Source organism: Pseudomonas sp. ZY71, from assembly GCF_036542145.1.
Taxonomy (GTDB): Bacteria; Pseudomonadota; Gammaproteobacteria; order Pseudomonadales; family Pseudomonadaceae; genus Aquipseudomonas; species Aquipseudomonas koreensis_A.
In genome coordinates this window covers 3,140,304-3,154,424 of record NZ_CP144274.1, presented here as the reverse complement: position 1 = coordinate 3,154,424, position 14,121 = coordinate 3,140,304, and the positions used below count along the sequence as shown (strand labels likewise).

The following is a 14,121-nucleotide window of genomic DNA, read 5'->3' as shown; positions in this document are numbered from 1 at the left end:
GTTGGGGAAAACATTTAGAAATCCCCACCGGCGCGCAAGTTCAGAACGATTGACCGCTGCCTCACTTCATCGATTGAGCAATGATCGCCACCAGATTCATTTGCGTGAACGGCTTGGGCAAGCGTGGCAGTTGCGCAGCAAAACCTTCCAGACGTTCGGCGTAACCGGTGGCCAGGATAATCGGCAGATCCGGTTTAAGCAGACGCACTGCGTGGGCCAGTTGCGCGCCGCTCATCTGCGGCATGGCCATGTCGGTGATCATCAGGTCGATGACTTCACCCTGATCGAACAATGCCAGCGCCTGCGCACCGGACGTCGCACTGACCACGCGATGACCGAGGTCTTCGAGCAACAGACTGGTGCTGGTCAGTACCAGCGAGTCGTCATCCACCACCAACACGCTGAGCCTTGGCACCACCACCGGCTCGGCGTGTGGCAGCAGCGGCTTGCTGGTCGAGCCCTCGACGGCCACCGGAATCCACAGTTCAGCCGTGGTGCCTTGGGCCTTTTCGCTCTTGAGGACGAAACGCCCACCCAGTTGCTCCATGAAGCCGTGGACCATCGACAATCCCAGTCCGGTGCCCTTGCCCAAGCCTTTGGTGGTGAAGAACGGATCTCTGGCCGAGGCCAGTGTGTGCTCATCCATGCCCTCCCCGCTGTCGATCACGCTGAGACAAACGTAACGACCTGCCGGTAGATCCGAATGACTGAGTTCGAGCACCACTTGCGGTTCAGCAGTGATGCTTACCGTACCGCCGTCGGGCATGGCGTCGCGGGCGTTGGTTGCCAGGTTGAGCAAGGCCAGTTCCAGCTGATTGGTGTCCGCCAGCACCAGTTCGAGATCTTCGGGAAACCGCGTGTCGATACGGATACCCGGACCGAGGGAGCTACGCAGCAAACCGGTGATGCCCTGGACCAATTGCGCAATGTCGACCGACTCGGTTTTCAGTTCCTGACGGCGGGCAAAGGCCAGCATGCGCTGGGTCAGCGACACGCCGCGCAACGCACCTTGGGTGGCGTTTTCCAGCAAGCGGTTGATTTTCGGGTCATCACCGGTGCGCTTCTGCAGAATCTCCAGGTTTCCGAGAATCACCGTCAGCAGATTATTGAAGTCATGGGCGATGCCGCCGCTGAGCTGTCCGATCGCCTGCATCTTCTGCGCCTGAAACAGCGCTTCACGGGTTTTTTCCAGCGCCTGCTGGGCCTGATGGGCTTCGGTGATATCGCGGGTGATCTTGGCAAAACCGAGCAATGTGCCGGTGTCGCCACGAATCGCATCGACCACCACATGAGCGAGAAACCGTGTGCCGTCCTTGCGCATGCGCCAGCTCTTGTTCTCGAAGCGGCCCTCGCGGGTGGCGATTTCCAGCGCCCGTTGCGGTTCGCCGAGCTCACGGTCTTCGGGGGTATAAAAGATCGAAAAGTGCTGACCGATGATTTCTTCCGGCAGATAGCCCTTGATCCGCTGGGCGCCCTGGTTCCAGTTGCTGACCCGGCCTTCGGGGCTGAGCATGTAGATCGCATAATCGGTGACGCCCTGCACCAGCAAGCGGAACTGCTGTTCGCTTTGCTTGAGGGTTTCCTCGGCCATTTTGCGGTCGGTGAGGTCGCGAGTGATCTTGGCGAAACCGAGCAATATGCCGCTGGGATCAATGATCGGATCGATGACCACGTGCGACCAGAAATTGGTGCCATCCTTGCGTACCCGCCAGCCCTCGCCCTCGAAGCGCCCTTCACGGATCGCCGTATCAAGCGCCCGTTGCGGCAGACCGGCGGCGCGATCATCGGCGGTATAGAAGCGGGAGAAATGTTCGCCGAGGATTTCCGCTTCTTCGTAGCCCTTGAAGCGTTTGGCCCCGGAGTTCCAACTGGTGATGATGCCGTCGGGATCGATCATGTAGATCGCATAGTCGACCACCGCATCGATCAGCAGACGAAAACGCATCTCTTCGATCGCCGCGGTCTTGTTTTTCTCGCTCATCACACTCACCAGCCATTGTCATGATCGGAAGTATGCGTCAATCCGGCGAATTGGGAAGCGGCCGACTCATGATTGATTGCCCACCAACGCGGCAGCAGCTGTTTGATCCGGCTCTCGGCAAAGCGATCGTCAATCAGCATCACCACGCCGCGATCCTCGCGGGTACGGATGACCCGCCCGGCGGCCTGCACGACTTTCTGCACGCCGGGGTACAGGTAGGTGTAGTCGTAACCGGCGCCGAAGATCGCCGCCATGCGGTATTTCAGCTGTTCGTTGACCGGATTGAACTGCGCCAGCCCCAGCGTCGCAATGAACGCGCCGATCAGCCGCGCACCTGGCAAATCGATGCCTTCGCCGAACGCACCGCCCAACACGGCAAAGCCGATGCCTTGGCTGTGCGCGGTGAACTGATCGAGGAAAGCCTGCCGCGCGCCTTCGAGCATCCCCCGCGATTGCTGCCACAGGGTGATGTGCGGATAGCGCTCGGCGAGTAACGACGCCACTTGTTGCAGATAATCGAAGCTGCTGAAAAACGCCAGATAGTTGCCCGGACGTTCGCTGAACTGCCGCGCGATCAATTCGACGATCGGCTCCAGCGAGGCTTGCCGATGGTTGAAGCGCGTCGAGATGCGGCTGACGATCTGCACCTGCAACTGTTCGGCGCAAAACGGCGATTCGACATCGATCCACACGCTGTCGGCAGGCGTGCCGAGCAAATCGGCGTAATAGTGACGCGGGCTGAGGGTCGCGGAGAACAGCACGCTGCTGCGCGCCGCTTTCAAGCGCGGACCGATGAATGCCGCCGGCACCACGTTGCGCAGGCACAACTGTGACAGCGGCTTCTTGCGCTCGAGGTCGCGCTTGCTGATGTCGAACAGGTAATGCGCGTCGTACAGCTCCGCGACCCGGGCGAATTGCAGCAAGTCGAAGTAGAAGTTCTGCAAGGCGCTGTCGAGACCCTGCGGATGATCATTGAGGTAATCGCCGATGGCCGCGCAACATAACGAGATCGCTTGCAGAAGTTTTTCCGGCGCCTTGTCGTAAGCCTGATAGGCCGCCAGTTGCGGCGCATGCAGGGCGTTCCATTCACGGTTGATCCGTTGCAGGGAGTTTTTCAGCGCGGCGGGCGCGGTTTTGCGCACGCTGCCCAAGGTGAACTGATCGAGACTGGCGCTGTACATCTGCCGGCCCCGCTCGACGAGGTTGTGCGCCTCGTCCGCCAGCACCGCGACTTTCCATTGGTTGAGCTGGGCGAGACCAAAGAGCATGGCGCTGAAGTCGAAGTAATAGTTGTAGTCGGCGATGACCACGTCGACCCAGCGGGCCATCTCCTGACTCAGGTAATACGGGCACACCGCGTGTTGCGCGGCGACCTCGCGCATGGCCGCTTGATCAAGCATGCGGATTCGACTGGCCGCTTCCCGGGCGGCGGGCAAGCGATCGTAAAAGCCTTGGGCCAACGGACAGGATTCGCCGTGGCAGGCTTTGTCCGGGTGTTCGCAGGCCTTGTCGCGGGCGACCATTTCCAGCACCCGCAAGGGCAAGGCTGGCGACTGATCGAACAACACCTGACTGGCGTCCAGCGCCAGCTTGCGCCCCGGCGTCTTGGCGGTGAGGAAGTACACCTTGTCCAGTTGCTGCGGTGCCAGCGCTTTGAGCATCGGGAACAGCGTGCCAAGGGTTTTGCCGATGCCGGTCGGTGCCTGGGCCATCAGGCAGCGCCCGGTGCTGACAGCCTTGAACACCGACTCGGCCAAATGCCGCTGACCCGGACGAAAATCCGCATGGGGAAACGCCAGTTGTTGCGCGGCCAGATTGCGCGCCTCGCGATGGGCCATTTCCTGCTCGGCCCATTGCAGGAACAGCGTGCATTGCTGCTCGAAAAACGCTTTCAACGTATCAGCGCTGAACGCCTCGACCAGGCAAGTCTCTTTCTCGCTGACGATATCGAAATACACCAGCGCCAGATTGATCTGTTCAAGCTCGAGTTTGCGGCACATCAACCAGCCGTAGATCTTCGCCTGCGCCCAGTGCAACTGACGGTGATTGGCCGGTTGTTTGCTCAGATCGCCACGGTAGGTTTTGACTTCTTCCAGGCAGTTTTGCGCCGGGTCATAGCCGTCCGCCCTGCCCTTGACCTTCAATTGCCGGAACTCGCCTTCCAGTGCCACTTCACTTTGATACTTTTCGCTGCGCCGCGAGGCCACAGTGCGGTGGCCGGCGATGCCTTCCAGCGCCGTGGGTGATGGGGTGAAGCGCAGGTCGAGGTCGCCGGTCTTGGCGGTGAACTCGCAGAGTGCGCGCACGGCAATGCTGTAGCTCAAGCGCTCTGCTCCGCCCATTGCACGTAACACACCGCCACTGGCATCTGGTGCTGGTGGCAGAATTCCAGCCAGCGCAGTTGATTGTCCTGCAAGCGATCGCCGGGGCCTTTCACTTCAATCATCCGGTAGGTTTTGTGTTGCGGCCAGAACTGGATCAGATCAGGCATGCCGGCACGGTTGGCCTTGATGTCGAGCAATAAACGGTTGAACCAGTGCTTGAGGTGTTCGGCCGGCAGACAGGCCAGCGCTTGCTCCAGCAGTTGTTCATTCAATGCGCCCCAGAACACGAATGGCGACTGGATACCCCACTTGTCGATGAAGCGCTGGCGAATGGTCGCGGCATAGCGGCCGTCGTCGAGCTCGCTCAGACACGCCTGAAAAAGTTCGGCGCGGCGCTGCTGGAAATCTTCATTGAGCAGGTCCACCGGGCCACGCTGGAACGGGTGAAAGAACGCGCCGGGCAACGGCGCGAAAATCGCCGGCCAGCACAACAGGCCGAACAGTGAGTTGATCAAGCTGTTTTCCACGTAATGCACCGGGCCGTCGTCATCGTGCAGATGCGCCTGCACGTAAAACTCCACAGACAAGGCTGGGTCGGTGCGTGGCAATTGCAGATCCAGCCGCTCGACCGGTCTGGCCGCTACGCGTTTGAGCGGCGGGCCGCCGAGTTTGCGCCGCACCCTTGGCAATATGCGTTGCAGGCCTTGCTGCTCGGCAGCGCTTTCCGGCGCCTGTTCGGCCAGCGTGGCGAGCTCCAGTGCCAACGAGTATTCGCCGCTGCGTTCCAGCACGCGAATCATGCGCAAACGGGCACCGGGATAGGCGCAGTCGCGGTAAATGCTCAGGGCCAGGGCAAACTCGGTGATGCGCTCGCAATACTGGCCGATCTGGAACAGCACCTTGCCACGCCGGCGTTGCAGCCACGGGTTGTCGAAGTGCAAGGCGCTGACCTGCGCGACGATGATTTCCAGCGGTTCGCCGGCCTCGAAACGCAATTGGCAGTCGTGCAGGAACAGGCAGGCGTCGACGTCTTCGCGGCTGCGCAGGCCTCGCGAGTCCGAGCAGAACTCGACTTTTTCATAGGTGAAGATGCCCAGGTCGGCGAGGACGAATTCCGACCAGTCCTGATACAGGTTGCCGAAGAACATCAGACGCAAGCGGTCGCACAGGTCCATGATGGTCAAGCTGAACAGCCGGTCATCGAGCAGTGGCGCCCAGTCGCGCAGGCAGCGCAATTCGCTGAACTGCTCGGCCAACAGCGGCAGCCAGTCATCCTTGCGCCCCTTGGGCTGTTCGATGGCGGCGCCGAAGGCTTGCAGAATTTCGGCCTTGAGCAACACGTCGAACAACTCGGCGAGGGCCAGCGGAGCGTGTTCGTCGATCCAGCCACGTTCCAGCAAGGGCTGCGCGGCCGCAGCGATATCACCGATTTCAGCGTAATTGAGTTTGCCGGCGCGAAAATGCACGCCCTTGCGCATGACCATCCGCACCAGTAAACCCTGCGACGCGCGCGGCAAGGCCTTGAAGTCGCGAATGAACGCGTGTTCCGTTTCGCTCATCACATCGGCATAACGAAGTTCAAGCCAATCAAGCACTTGCCGGAAGTTGTTAAGGTAATAGAACGGGTCGTCGAGGGGATTGGCAGTCACGGGAAGTCTGGGGCCATGGCGAACGAATACTGGTTATGCGTACAGATACCAGCTGTGCCCTGCTCGGTGCAAACGGAAAATGATCAATGGCATTTTTTCGCCGGGCTATCGAACTTTTCCCCCGGGGATGGCACCAACCGCGTTAGAAGGCCGACAATGCTCGGCATCACATCGAATGAGGATTTAGAGGTGGGTATGAAAATCAAGTCACTGGGCATCCCTTTCGCCGTCGTTGCCGCGCTGGCACTGGCCGGTTGCTCGACCCCGACGGTGGTCACTCTGCAGAACGGCACCCAGTATCTGACCAAGGACATGCCGAAGACCAAAACCAAGGACGGCTTCTATGAGTTCGAGGATATTTCCGGGGCCAAGGTGAAGGTGCGTGCTGATGAAGTCGCGACCGTGCGCGAAGAAGACTGACACCCCGCGATACGTGTAGGAGCTGCCGCAGGCTGCGATCTTTTGATCCGGATCTTGAAAATCAAAGGCAGAAGATCGCAGCCTGCGGCAGCTCCTACAGGGATATTTGTATTATTCGAAGGTCGGCATACCCGGAATGCTGCCATCGCAAGGCATGTACGTGCCGCCCCGCTTGACCACTTCACCCTGCAAACGCCGGCAGCGTTCCAGATCCTGCTGCGCCATGCGATCAATGCTCAGATTGCCGGTGGTTTGCGGCTGTTTGCCGTCACCCAGGCGCAGGGTCACGAACGGTTGTTCGGGCTGAATCTGAAAGCGGCTCTTCTCTTCAACCGGCTCGACCACCTCGGTTTTCGGCGGACTCGGCAGTTGGTCGGTGGTGATGCCGTAACGGCTCAGAATCGAAGTTTGAGGTAGATCGGCGCAGGCATTGGCCGAACACAGCGCCAGTGCAACGAACCCGACATACCCCTTGAAACCTTTCACGTTTGAATCTCCTGTACTCAATGGCGGCTAGCTATAGAACGTGTGCGCACGTGCTGGCTTTAGGCCGCATTTCCTGTTTTCGCAGGGGTTTGAGTCAGGGAATGGCTGTCGAGTCACTTTTGAAACCGAGTTATCGTTCTTCGCGAGCAGGCTCGCTCCCACAGGGGATTTGTAAACGACACAGATCCAGTGTGGGAGCGAGCCTGCTCGCGAAAGGGCCCTTACCGGCACCCCATCAACATCAGGCGATCACAACACCGTCAGCACTCAGGCTGTTCAGCGACACCCCGACCAACGTCACCGAATCATTGCCAAACGTCAGCACCGTGTCCTGCCCGACAGCGGCGGCATGGGCGCGGAAATCCTCCGCCGGCAACACACCCTGCACGCCGAGAAACACCAGTTTGTCATTCGACGTAAACCCGACCACCCGATCCTGCCCGAACGCGCCGTTGAACAGGAACGTATCCGCCCCGCCTCCCGATTCCATCAGGTCATTACCGGCGCCCCCAACAAACACGTCATTGCCAGCACCACCAATCAGGTGATCGTTGCCATCCAGCCCGAACAACCAATCGCCACCCGAATGCGCCTTCAGGGTGTCGGCGCCAGCGCTGCCTTTGACGCTGGACTCATACGCGGTGACGTTGTTGCCGACTTTCAAGCCGCTGGCCGTGACGCTGTGGGTCACGTCGTCCTTGAACAATCCCCAGAGAAACCCCGGTTCTTTGGTGACGATGCTGCCGATGTCGCGGGTGATGCTGATCCCGCCGTTGGCATCGCGCACGTACAAGTTGCCGGCGCCGTCATTGGCAAAGTCGAAGTTCTTCACTGCGCTTTGCAGATCGAGGGTGTTGCTGCCCTGCCCGCCCAGAATGACGTTGTAGCCGCCGCTGTCGCGGAAGGTGTCGTTGCCGGCGCGACCCTCCAGGTAATCGTTGCCGCTGCCGCCCTGGATCAGGTCATTGGCGTCGCTACCGATGATGAAGGTGCTGCCCTTGTGGGTTTCGGCGTTGCGGTTGAGGTCCTGCACCCAGGTGTTGGCCCGCGCCGGGTCTGAGAGGTTGGCGACGATGATCGTCGAGTCGCGGCTGGTCAGGTCGTAGAATTTTGAGTCGATCACGCGGTTCATGCCGTCGCCGTAAGCGGTCGGCAAGTGCGAGATCCAGGTGGGAATGTTGAGGATCGAGTACGGCAACAGATTCCACGCGGTCGAGGCGTAGTGATCGTTGAAGCTGACGATGTTGTCGGTGGCCGAGGCCTTGGGCGCGTCGTGCACGCCGATCGAGGCGCCGGTGAAGGTCGAGCCGTCGAGGGCGCGGAACACCGGGTCGTTTTCGTAGCCGACGTTGAGCACTTTGTCGGTGCTGCTTTGCGTCGGCGAGGCGTAGGCGATGTAGTTGGAGTCGGCAAAAAAACCGCCCCACTTGCCGCCGCTCAAGTCGGCCATGCTGTTGACCGCCAGGCCACCGAGGCTGTGACCGCTGACCAGTACGTCCTTGCCGCTGAGGCCGTTGGCCTTGGCAAACGCCACCACATCATTGAGCAGATTGCCGAACGCTTCGCCGACGTAGTTCTTGGCGTAATCCTTGGGGCCGAAGGCGGCGAGCAGGTCGTTGATCACGTCGCCGATGGAGTCGAGGATCAGGTTTTCCCGCGGGCCGCTGGTGCCGCGAAAGGCAATGCCGAGTTCGGTCAGATGGCCCTGAGCATCGTACTTGCCGAGGATTTCCACTTGGGCGGTGGTGTAACCGGCCTTCTCGCCAAAGAAGGTTCCGCGCGCATCGGTCTTGCCGTCGTAGCCCAGTTGCGAGGCGGTGATCGGCGTCCAACCGGCCTTTTTCACGGCGTCGAGGGCGAGTTTTTCCGAGTCGGGGTTCCACGGAATGCCGGGAATCACCCCTTGCGAATCGGTGCCGCCGAGCAGCGCCGCGACCAGCGTGGCGGGCAGGCCGAGGCCGAAACCGTTGTGCTGATAACCGGCGGCAAAGCCGTTATCGAGGTTGTGATAGGAATACAGCGTGATCGCCATGGCATCGCTGAACAACGCCTTGGAATCGGCTGTACCGAAGTTCTTGTAGTCATACACACCCATTGCTATTGCCTCTCTCTTGTTGGAATTGTTAGAGATAGCTCACAGCCAGGGCGCCCCACGGGGACGCCCCGGAGCATTTCAGAATCTACATAGCTTTAAACTGTAGGCCTTCGCCTGCTCGCGATAGCGGTGTGCCAGATGAAAAAATGCAAACTGACACAACGCTATCGCGAGCAGGCGAAGGCCTACAGGGATTACTAGGCGAACACGAACGCCGAGTCCGACAGGTTAGCCACTCCCACCCCGATCAGGGTCACGGCATAGTCGCCAATCTTCAGCACGGTGTCGTTGCCGTTCTGCGCCGCGTGCTGCTTGTAGTCATAGCCCTGCCCCGCGCCCTCGACGCCCATGAATACCAGTTTGTCGCTGCCCTGATAGCCGTTGATGGCATCGAAACCGAACGCGCCGCTGAACAGGAAGGTGTTGTTGCCACCCACGGCGCTCATCACGTCATTGCCGGCGCCACCGACGAAGGTCACATGGCCCTTGTCGCTGATCAGTTTGTCGTCGCCACCGAGGCCGAACAGCCAGTCACCGTCAGCCGAGGCATGCAGCGCATTGCCGTAGCCATCGCCGCTAAGCGAATGGTTGTACTGGGTCAGTTCACTGCCATTGGTCAAACCTTTGGCGGTGACGCCCCAGGTGATTTCCTTGCTGCCCCACCACGAACCCGACTCCTTGCTCACCAGCGCGCCAATGTCGCGGGTCATGCTGATGCCGCCGTAGGCGTCGCGCACGTACAGCGTGCCGTCACCGTCGTTGGCGAAGCTGAAGTTCTGCAATGGTTTCTGCAGTTCGAAGGTGTTGTGGCCCTGGCCACCGAGCAGGATGTTGTAGCCGCCGTCATCACGGAACCGGTCATCACCGCCCAGGCCTTCGAGGAAGTCGTTGCCCGCGCCGCCCTTGAGCCAGTCGCTGCTCTGGGTGCCGATGATGAACGTGCTGCCGGTGTGCGGCTCGCCACTGCGGCCGAGATCTTCGACCCAGGTCTTGCCGCGAGAAGCTTCTTCCAGATTGGAGACGATGATCGTCGAGTCTTTATGCGTCAGGTTATAGAACTTCGAGTCGATGACCCGATTCAAGCCATCGGCATAGCCGAGCGAGCTGTGGGCCGACCAGTTCAGCGGATTGACGATGCTGAACGGCACCAGGTTCTGCGCGGTGGACGCGTAGTTGTCGTTGAAGTTGACGATGTTGTCGGTGGTCGAATCGTGCGGCTTGTCGTGCTTGCCCATCGAGGCGCTGCTGAACGTGGTGCCATCGAGCACGCGAAAAACCGGGTCGTTCTCGAAACCGATGTTCAGCACATTGTTGCCGGTGCTGCTCTGAGTCGGCGAGGCGAAGGTGATGTAGTTGGCATCCCTGAAGAAGCCGCCCCAGTTGCTCGCGCTCAATTCGGCGACGCTGTTGACGCCGAGCCCGCCGAGGCTGTGACCGCTGAGCAGCACGTCCTTGGCGGCGATACCGTTGGCAATGGCGAATGCGGCGACAGCCTTGAGCAGATTGTCGAAGGCGTTTTTCGCGTAATTGCTCGCGTAATCCGACGGCCCGATGGCGGCCAGCAGGTTGTTTTTCAGGTCGCCGAACGTATCGCTGTAACCCAGCCCACCGGTGCCGCGAAAGGCCACGCCGATGCCAATCAACTTGCCGGCGGCGTCGTATTTGCCGAGCACTTCCGCCTCGGCGCTGGTAAAGCCGTCCTTCTCGCCGAAGAACGTGCCTTGCGGCCCGACCTTGCCCTGATAGCCCAGCGCCGTCGCTGTGAGCGGCGACCAAGCGGTGGCCGGCAACGGTTTGCCGGTCGGCGTGTAGGCATACAGCGTGAGTGCGATGGCGTCGCTGTACAACGCTTTGCCATCGGCATTTTTATAATCGAACAGTCCCATGTTGTGCTCTCTCTTCCTTCAAATGACTGGCAGCTCTTTGCAGAGCTGCCAGCACGCCTTAGAACTGCCAGTACTCTTTAGAACTGCCAGTCGAGGGTCAGACCCACGCCGTGGTCCTTCTCGTTCGAGCCGATCAGGCCGTTGTAATCCAGGTTCACCCGCACATCGCGGTTGAGCGCCAGACCTGCGCGCACGCCGACCACTGCGGCATCGCGATCCATCGACACGCCCTGCACGGTGAACGCGCTGTTGCCGTTGGCAAAGGCCAGATGGCTGTCGGCATCGACGTTATTCAAGTTGTGCTGCCAGCCGAGGCTCGCGCCCAGTTCAAGTTGCTGCTGATCCGACAAGGCGAACGAACGCTTGGCGCGCACGCCGAGGGTCGACAGCACCACATCGCGATTGTCCTCATCGCTCTTCAACGCTGCAGCATCACCCTTCTCGGTGAAGCTTTCGGTATTGAGGTGCACGTAAGACAGATTGGCGAACGGCTCCAGGTTCATCGGTTGCAGGCCCAGATCATAAGCGGCCTCGGTGAACACTTGCGTGGTTGCGGCATCGTGCTTGGTCTTTTGTTTACCGCTGACGTCCCCGAACTGCAGGTCACGTTTGACGTCGACACGGTGCCAGCTATAGGCGCCGCCGACGGTCAGACGCAGCGCATCGATCTGATGCCCGAGGTACGCGCCCAAGTGGTAGCTGTCGACCGACGCCGACGAATGCGTGCCGCTGCCCATGCTCAACGAGCTGTCGCTATAACCGGTAACGAAACCGAGACGGGTATCTTCAGCGATCAAGCCGTCAACACCGGCCAGCAGGCCACCGATGGAGCTGTTGGAGTCGGCATTGTCATGCCCGCCATCGCTCTTGCCCCACGAACCCAACACCTTGACCCATGCATTGCTGCGCTCGTCGGTCGGTGCGCCAGCGTTGAACAGATCACGCTCACGCAGACGCTCGCCCACCGCTTCACGCAGGTAACGGCTGTCGTTGATCAGCATGGTGCCAATGGCCGGATGGATTTCGCCGGACAACTGCTGGAAGGCTTGTTGCGCCGACGCCGCATTCGGCGACAGCAACAGGGTTTCGAACAGCGCGTTACCAGCGCCCAGACGCTCAGCCGCAGCGCCCACGGCGCGTTGGTTCGGCGTCAAACCGACGCTGGCGAACGACGCACCGTTACGCCCGACTTCCAATTGGATTCCATCGGCCGAGTACGCCAGCGTGCCGCCGAGGAAGGCGTAATCCGGCAACACCTGACCGAAGCGCCCTTCAATGCCGCCCGCCGCTTGCAGGATGTTGTAGCGCGTGCCGAGCAGGCTTTGTACTTCGTTGGTGCTCAGCAAGGTCGGGCTGTTTTCCAGCGACATGCTCACCGTCGCGCCTTCGATGACCGCTTTGCCTGTGGCGATGATCTGATCGCTGCTGGTTGGCGACAGCTCTACGGCGTAAGTCGAACCCGGTGCAAACGTCACGTCACCGGCCACGTTCAGGGTGCCGATGGAATTACCCGGCGCCACCATACCGCCGCTGTTCACCGACAGCGCGCCAATATGGCCATTGCCGCCGAGGATACCGCCGTCATTCACCGTCACCGCCGATTGCAGCGAACCGTTGATGGCCAGGCGGCCCTGATTGACCAGGGTCGGGCCGCTGTAGGTGTTGTTGCCGGTCAGCACCAGCGTGCCGAGACCTTGCTTGGTCAAACCGCCGTGACCGGAAATGTCGTTGCGCCAGGTATCGAGGCCGCAGGTGATGTCGGTGCACACGCGTTCGGTCGGTTTGCCCTGATCGATGATCGCGCCGATGCCCGGCAGATCGGCGACAAACTGGCCGGAGCCATACGCGCCATCGATGCGGAATTCCGCCGGAATGTCCTGCTCGGTGACGAACATCGACGGGCCGTCGATGCCCTTGCGCAGGTTGATCATGCCCCAGCCGTACAAAGCGTCGATGCCCGGCGCGCCGAGGTCGGTGGCGGTAGTACGCAAGACTGTGGCGACTTGATCACCGCTCATGTACGGGAAGCGCTCCATCAGCACCGCCATGGAACCGGCGACGTGGGGCGCGGCCATTGAGGTGCCGTTGTAGTTTTTGTAGCCGGTGGTGAGGTTGTCGGCGTTGGTGCCTTCGATGATCGAACTGAAGATTTTCGTGCCCGGCGCCGAGACGCAGAAACTCGCGGTATAGCCGCAGCGCGAGGAGAACGTGCTCATGATGTACGGATTGGCGCTGGCCAGGTCCGGGTTCTTCTGCAACGCGGCGACAGTGATCCAGTTCGGCGCGATGTCCGGGACGAAATAGCCGAGGCCGGCGATGGCATCCGGGTTGTTGAGGTTGTAGTCGTTGCCGGCGGCGAAGATCGTCACGATGCCACTGCGCGCAGCAGCTATCGCGCCGTCGTAGGCGCCACCGGGTTTGGTGCCGAGCAGCGTGCGGATCTCGTTGAACTGCAACTGCGCGTCATTGACGGTGAAATGCGGGTACGCCGGATCGCGGCCGCCGAGGTCGAAACGGTCAGTGATGCCGATGCCCCAACTGTTGTTGATGATCCGCGCGCCGCTGGCGATCAGCGCATCCCAACCGGCCTTGTACACCGCGCCGTCGTTGCCGCGAACGATGCCGTCTTCCGGGCCCGGATCACCGTTGTCGGCGCTGATGATCTGCGCACCGAACGCGACGCCGTGCATCGGCCCACCATCGCGACTGCCGGCGGCGATACCGCCAACGTGAGTGCCGTGGGCGCCGAGTTTGCCGTCGGAGCCGACCGAGGGCGAACCGTCATAGCGGAACGCATCGCCGGCTTTGACCGGGATGTACGGGTCGGTGTATTCGCGGATCCCGCTGGTGACCAGGGTGACGACTTTATTGCTGCCGGAAAACTCCGGGTGCGCGGCGTACACCGGCTGGTCAAAGATCCCCAGTTTCACGCCTTTGCCGGTATAGCCGGCGGCGTAGGCGTGATCGGCACCGATCGCGCCCAGGCCCCAATCGGCCTGGAACTCGGCGCTGCGCCAACTCGATGGATCGCCCGTGCGACCGCTCTCCACGTAGGGCGCGGCATGGGCGGTGCCGATGGCACAGAGCACGGCGAGCGTGAGGGTTTTCAGGGCAAAGCGGCCTCCCGTTTGCGCGGGGGTATTGTTGTTATTCATCCAGCGACCTTCCTTAGTGATGTTGCGAAAAATCCTGATCGTTGCCACACAGAGCAACTGATCGTTCCCACGCTCCGCGTGGGAATGCCTCTAGGGACGCTCTGCGTCCAGTGACGCGGAGCGTC

At 60.9% G+C, this 14,121-nt stretch carries 8 protein-coding genes; 1 reads left to right on the top strand and 7 read right to left on the bottom strand.

Going from position 1 to position 14,121, the window contains the following annotated elements:
* Positions 1-61 precede the first annotated feature (61 nt).
* Genes VY732_RS13970 through VY732_RS13960 form a run of 3 tightly spaced genes read right to left on the bottom strand, consistent with a single transcriptional unit; the run spans position 62 to position 5,954 of the window.
* Positions 62-1,981, bottom strand: a complete 1,920-nt coding sequence (locus VY732_RS13970) for a hybrid sensor histidine kinase/response regulator (protein ID WP_331695720.1) — start codon at positions 1,979-1,981, stop codon at positions 62-64.
* Positions 1,982-1,986: 5 nt separating this feature from the next.
* The gene (locus VY732_RS13965; RefSeq protein ID WP_331695719.1) at positions 1,987-4,305 is read right to left on the bottom strand and encodes an ATP-dependent DNA helicase; all 2,319 of its coding nucleotides are present in this window, start codon (positions 4,303-4,305) and stop codon (positions 1,987-1,989) included.
* A complete protein-coding gene (locus VY732_RS13960) occupies positions 4,302-5,954 on the bottom strand; it encodes a VRR-NUC domain-containing protein (RefSeq protein ID WP_331695718.1) in 1,653 nt (550 codons plus the stop codon). The genes VY732_RS13965 and VY732_RS13960 overlap by 4 nt, the downstream gene beginning before the upstream one ends.
* 195 nt (positions 5,955-6,149) lie before the next feature.
* On the opposite strand from VY732_RS13960, the gene VY732_RS13955 reads away from it, so the two are divergent.
* Positions 6,150-6,374 (top strand): YgdI/YgdR family lipoprotein, encoded by a 225-nt coding sequence (locus VY732_RS13955; RefSeq protein ID WP_077572987.1) that lies wholly within the window; start codon positions 6,150-6,152, stop codon positions 6,372-6,374.
* 111 nt (positions 6,375-6,485) lie between these two features.
* On the opposite strand, the gene VY732_RS13950 is transcribed toward VY732_RS13955, so the two are convergent.
* The 4 genes from VY732_RS13950 to VY732_RS13935 form a co-directional block, all read right to left on the bottom strand.
* Positions 6,486-6,860 carry a hypothetical protein gene (locus VY732_RS13950; RefSeq protein WP_077572988.1) on the bottom strand — a complete coding sequence of 125 codons (375 nt, stop codon included), beginning with the start codon at positions 6,858-6,860 and terminating at the stop codon, positions 6,486-6,488.
* A gap of 241 nt (positions 6,861-7,101) precedes the next feature.
* On the bottom strand, positions 7,102-8,955 hold the full coding sequence (locus VY732_RS13945) for a polyurethane esterase (RefSeq protein ID WP_331695717.1): 1,854 nt from the start codon (positions 8,953-8,955) through the stop codon (positions 7,102-7,104).
* 197 nt (positions 8,956-9,152) lie between these two features.
* On the bottom strand, positions 9,153-10,841 hold the full coding sequence (locus tag VY732_RS13940) for a polyurethane esterase (RefSeq protein WP_331695716.1): 1,689 nt from the start codon (positions 10,839-10,841) through the stop codon (positions 9,153-9,155).
* A gap of 77 nt (positions 10,842-10,918) precedes the next feature.
* On the bottom strand, positions 10,919-13,996 hold the full coding sequence (locus VY732_RS13935; RefSeq protein WP_331695715.1) for an autotransporter domain-containing protein: 3,078 nt from the start codon (positions 13,994-13,996) through the stop codon (positions 10,919-10,921).
* Between the last annotated feature and the right edge of the window lie 125 nt (positions 13,997-14,121).

Coding starts and splice junctions, on each gene's coding strand:
- VY732_RS13970 (WP_331695720.1), bottom strand. CDS start 1,981: ATGAGCGAGAAAAACAAGACCGCGGCGATCGAAGAGATGCGTTTTCGT.
- VY732_RS13955 (WP_077572987.1), top strand. CDS start 6,150: ATGAAAATCAAGTCACTGGGCATCCCTTTCGCCGTCGTTGCCGCGCTG.
- VY732_RS13945 (WP_331695717.1), bottom strand. CDS start 8,955: ATGGGTGTGTATGACTACAAGAACTTCGGTACAGCCGATTCCAAGGCG.
- VY732_RS13940 (WP_331695716.1), bottom strand. CDS start 10,841: ATGGGACTGTTCGATTATAAAAATGCCGATGGCAAAGCGTTGTACAGC.
- VY732_RS13935 (WP_331695715.1), bottom strand. CDS start 13,996: ATGAATAACAACAATACCCCCGCGCAAACGGGAGGCCGCTTTGCCCTG.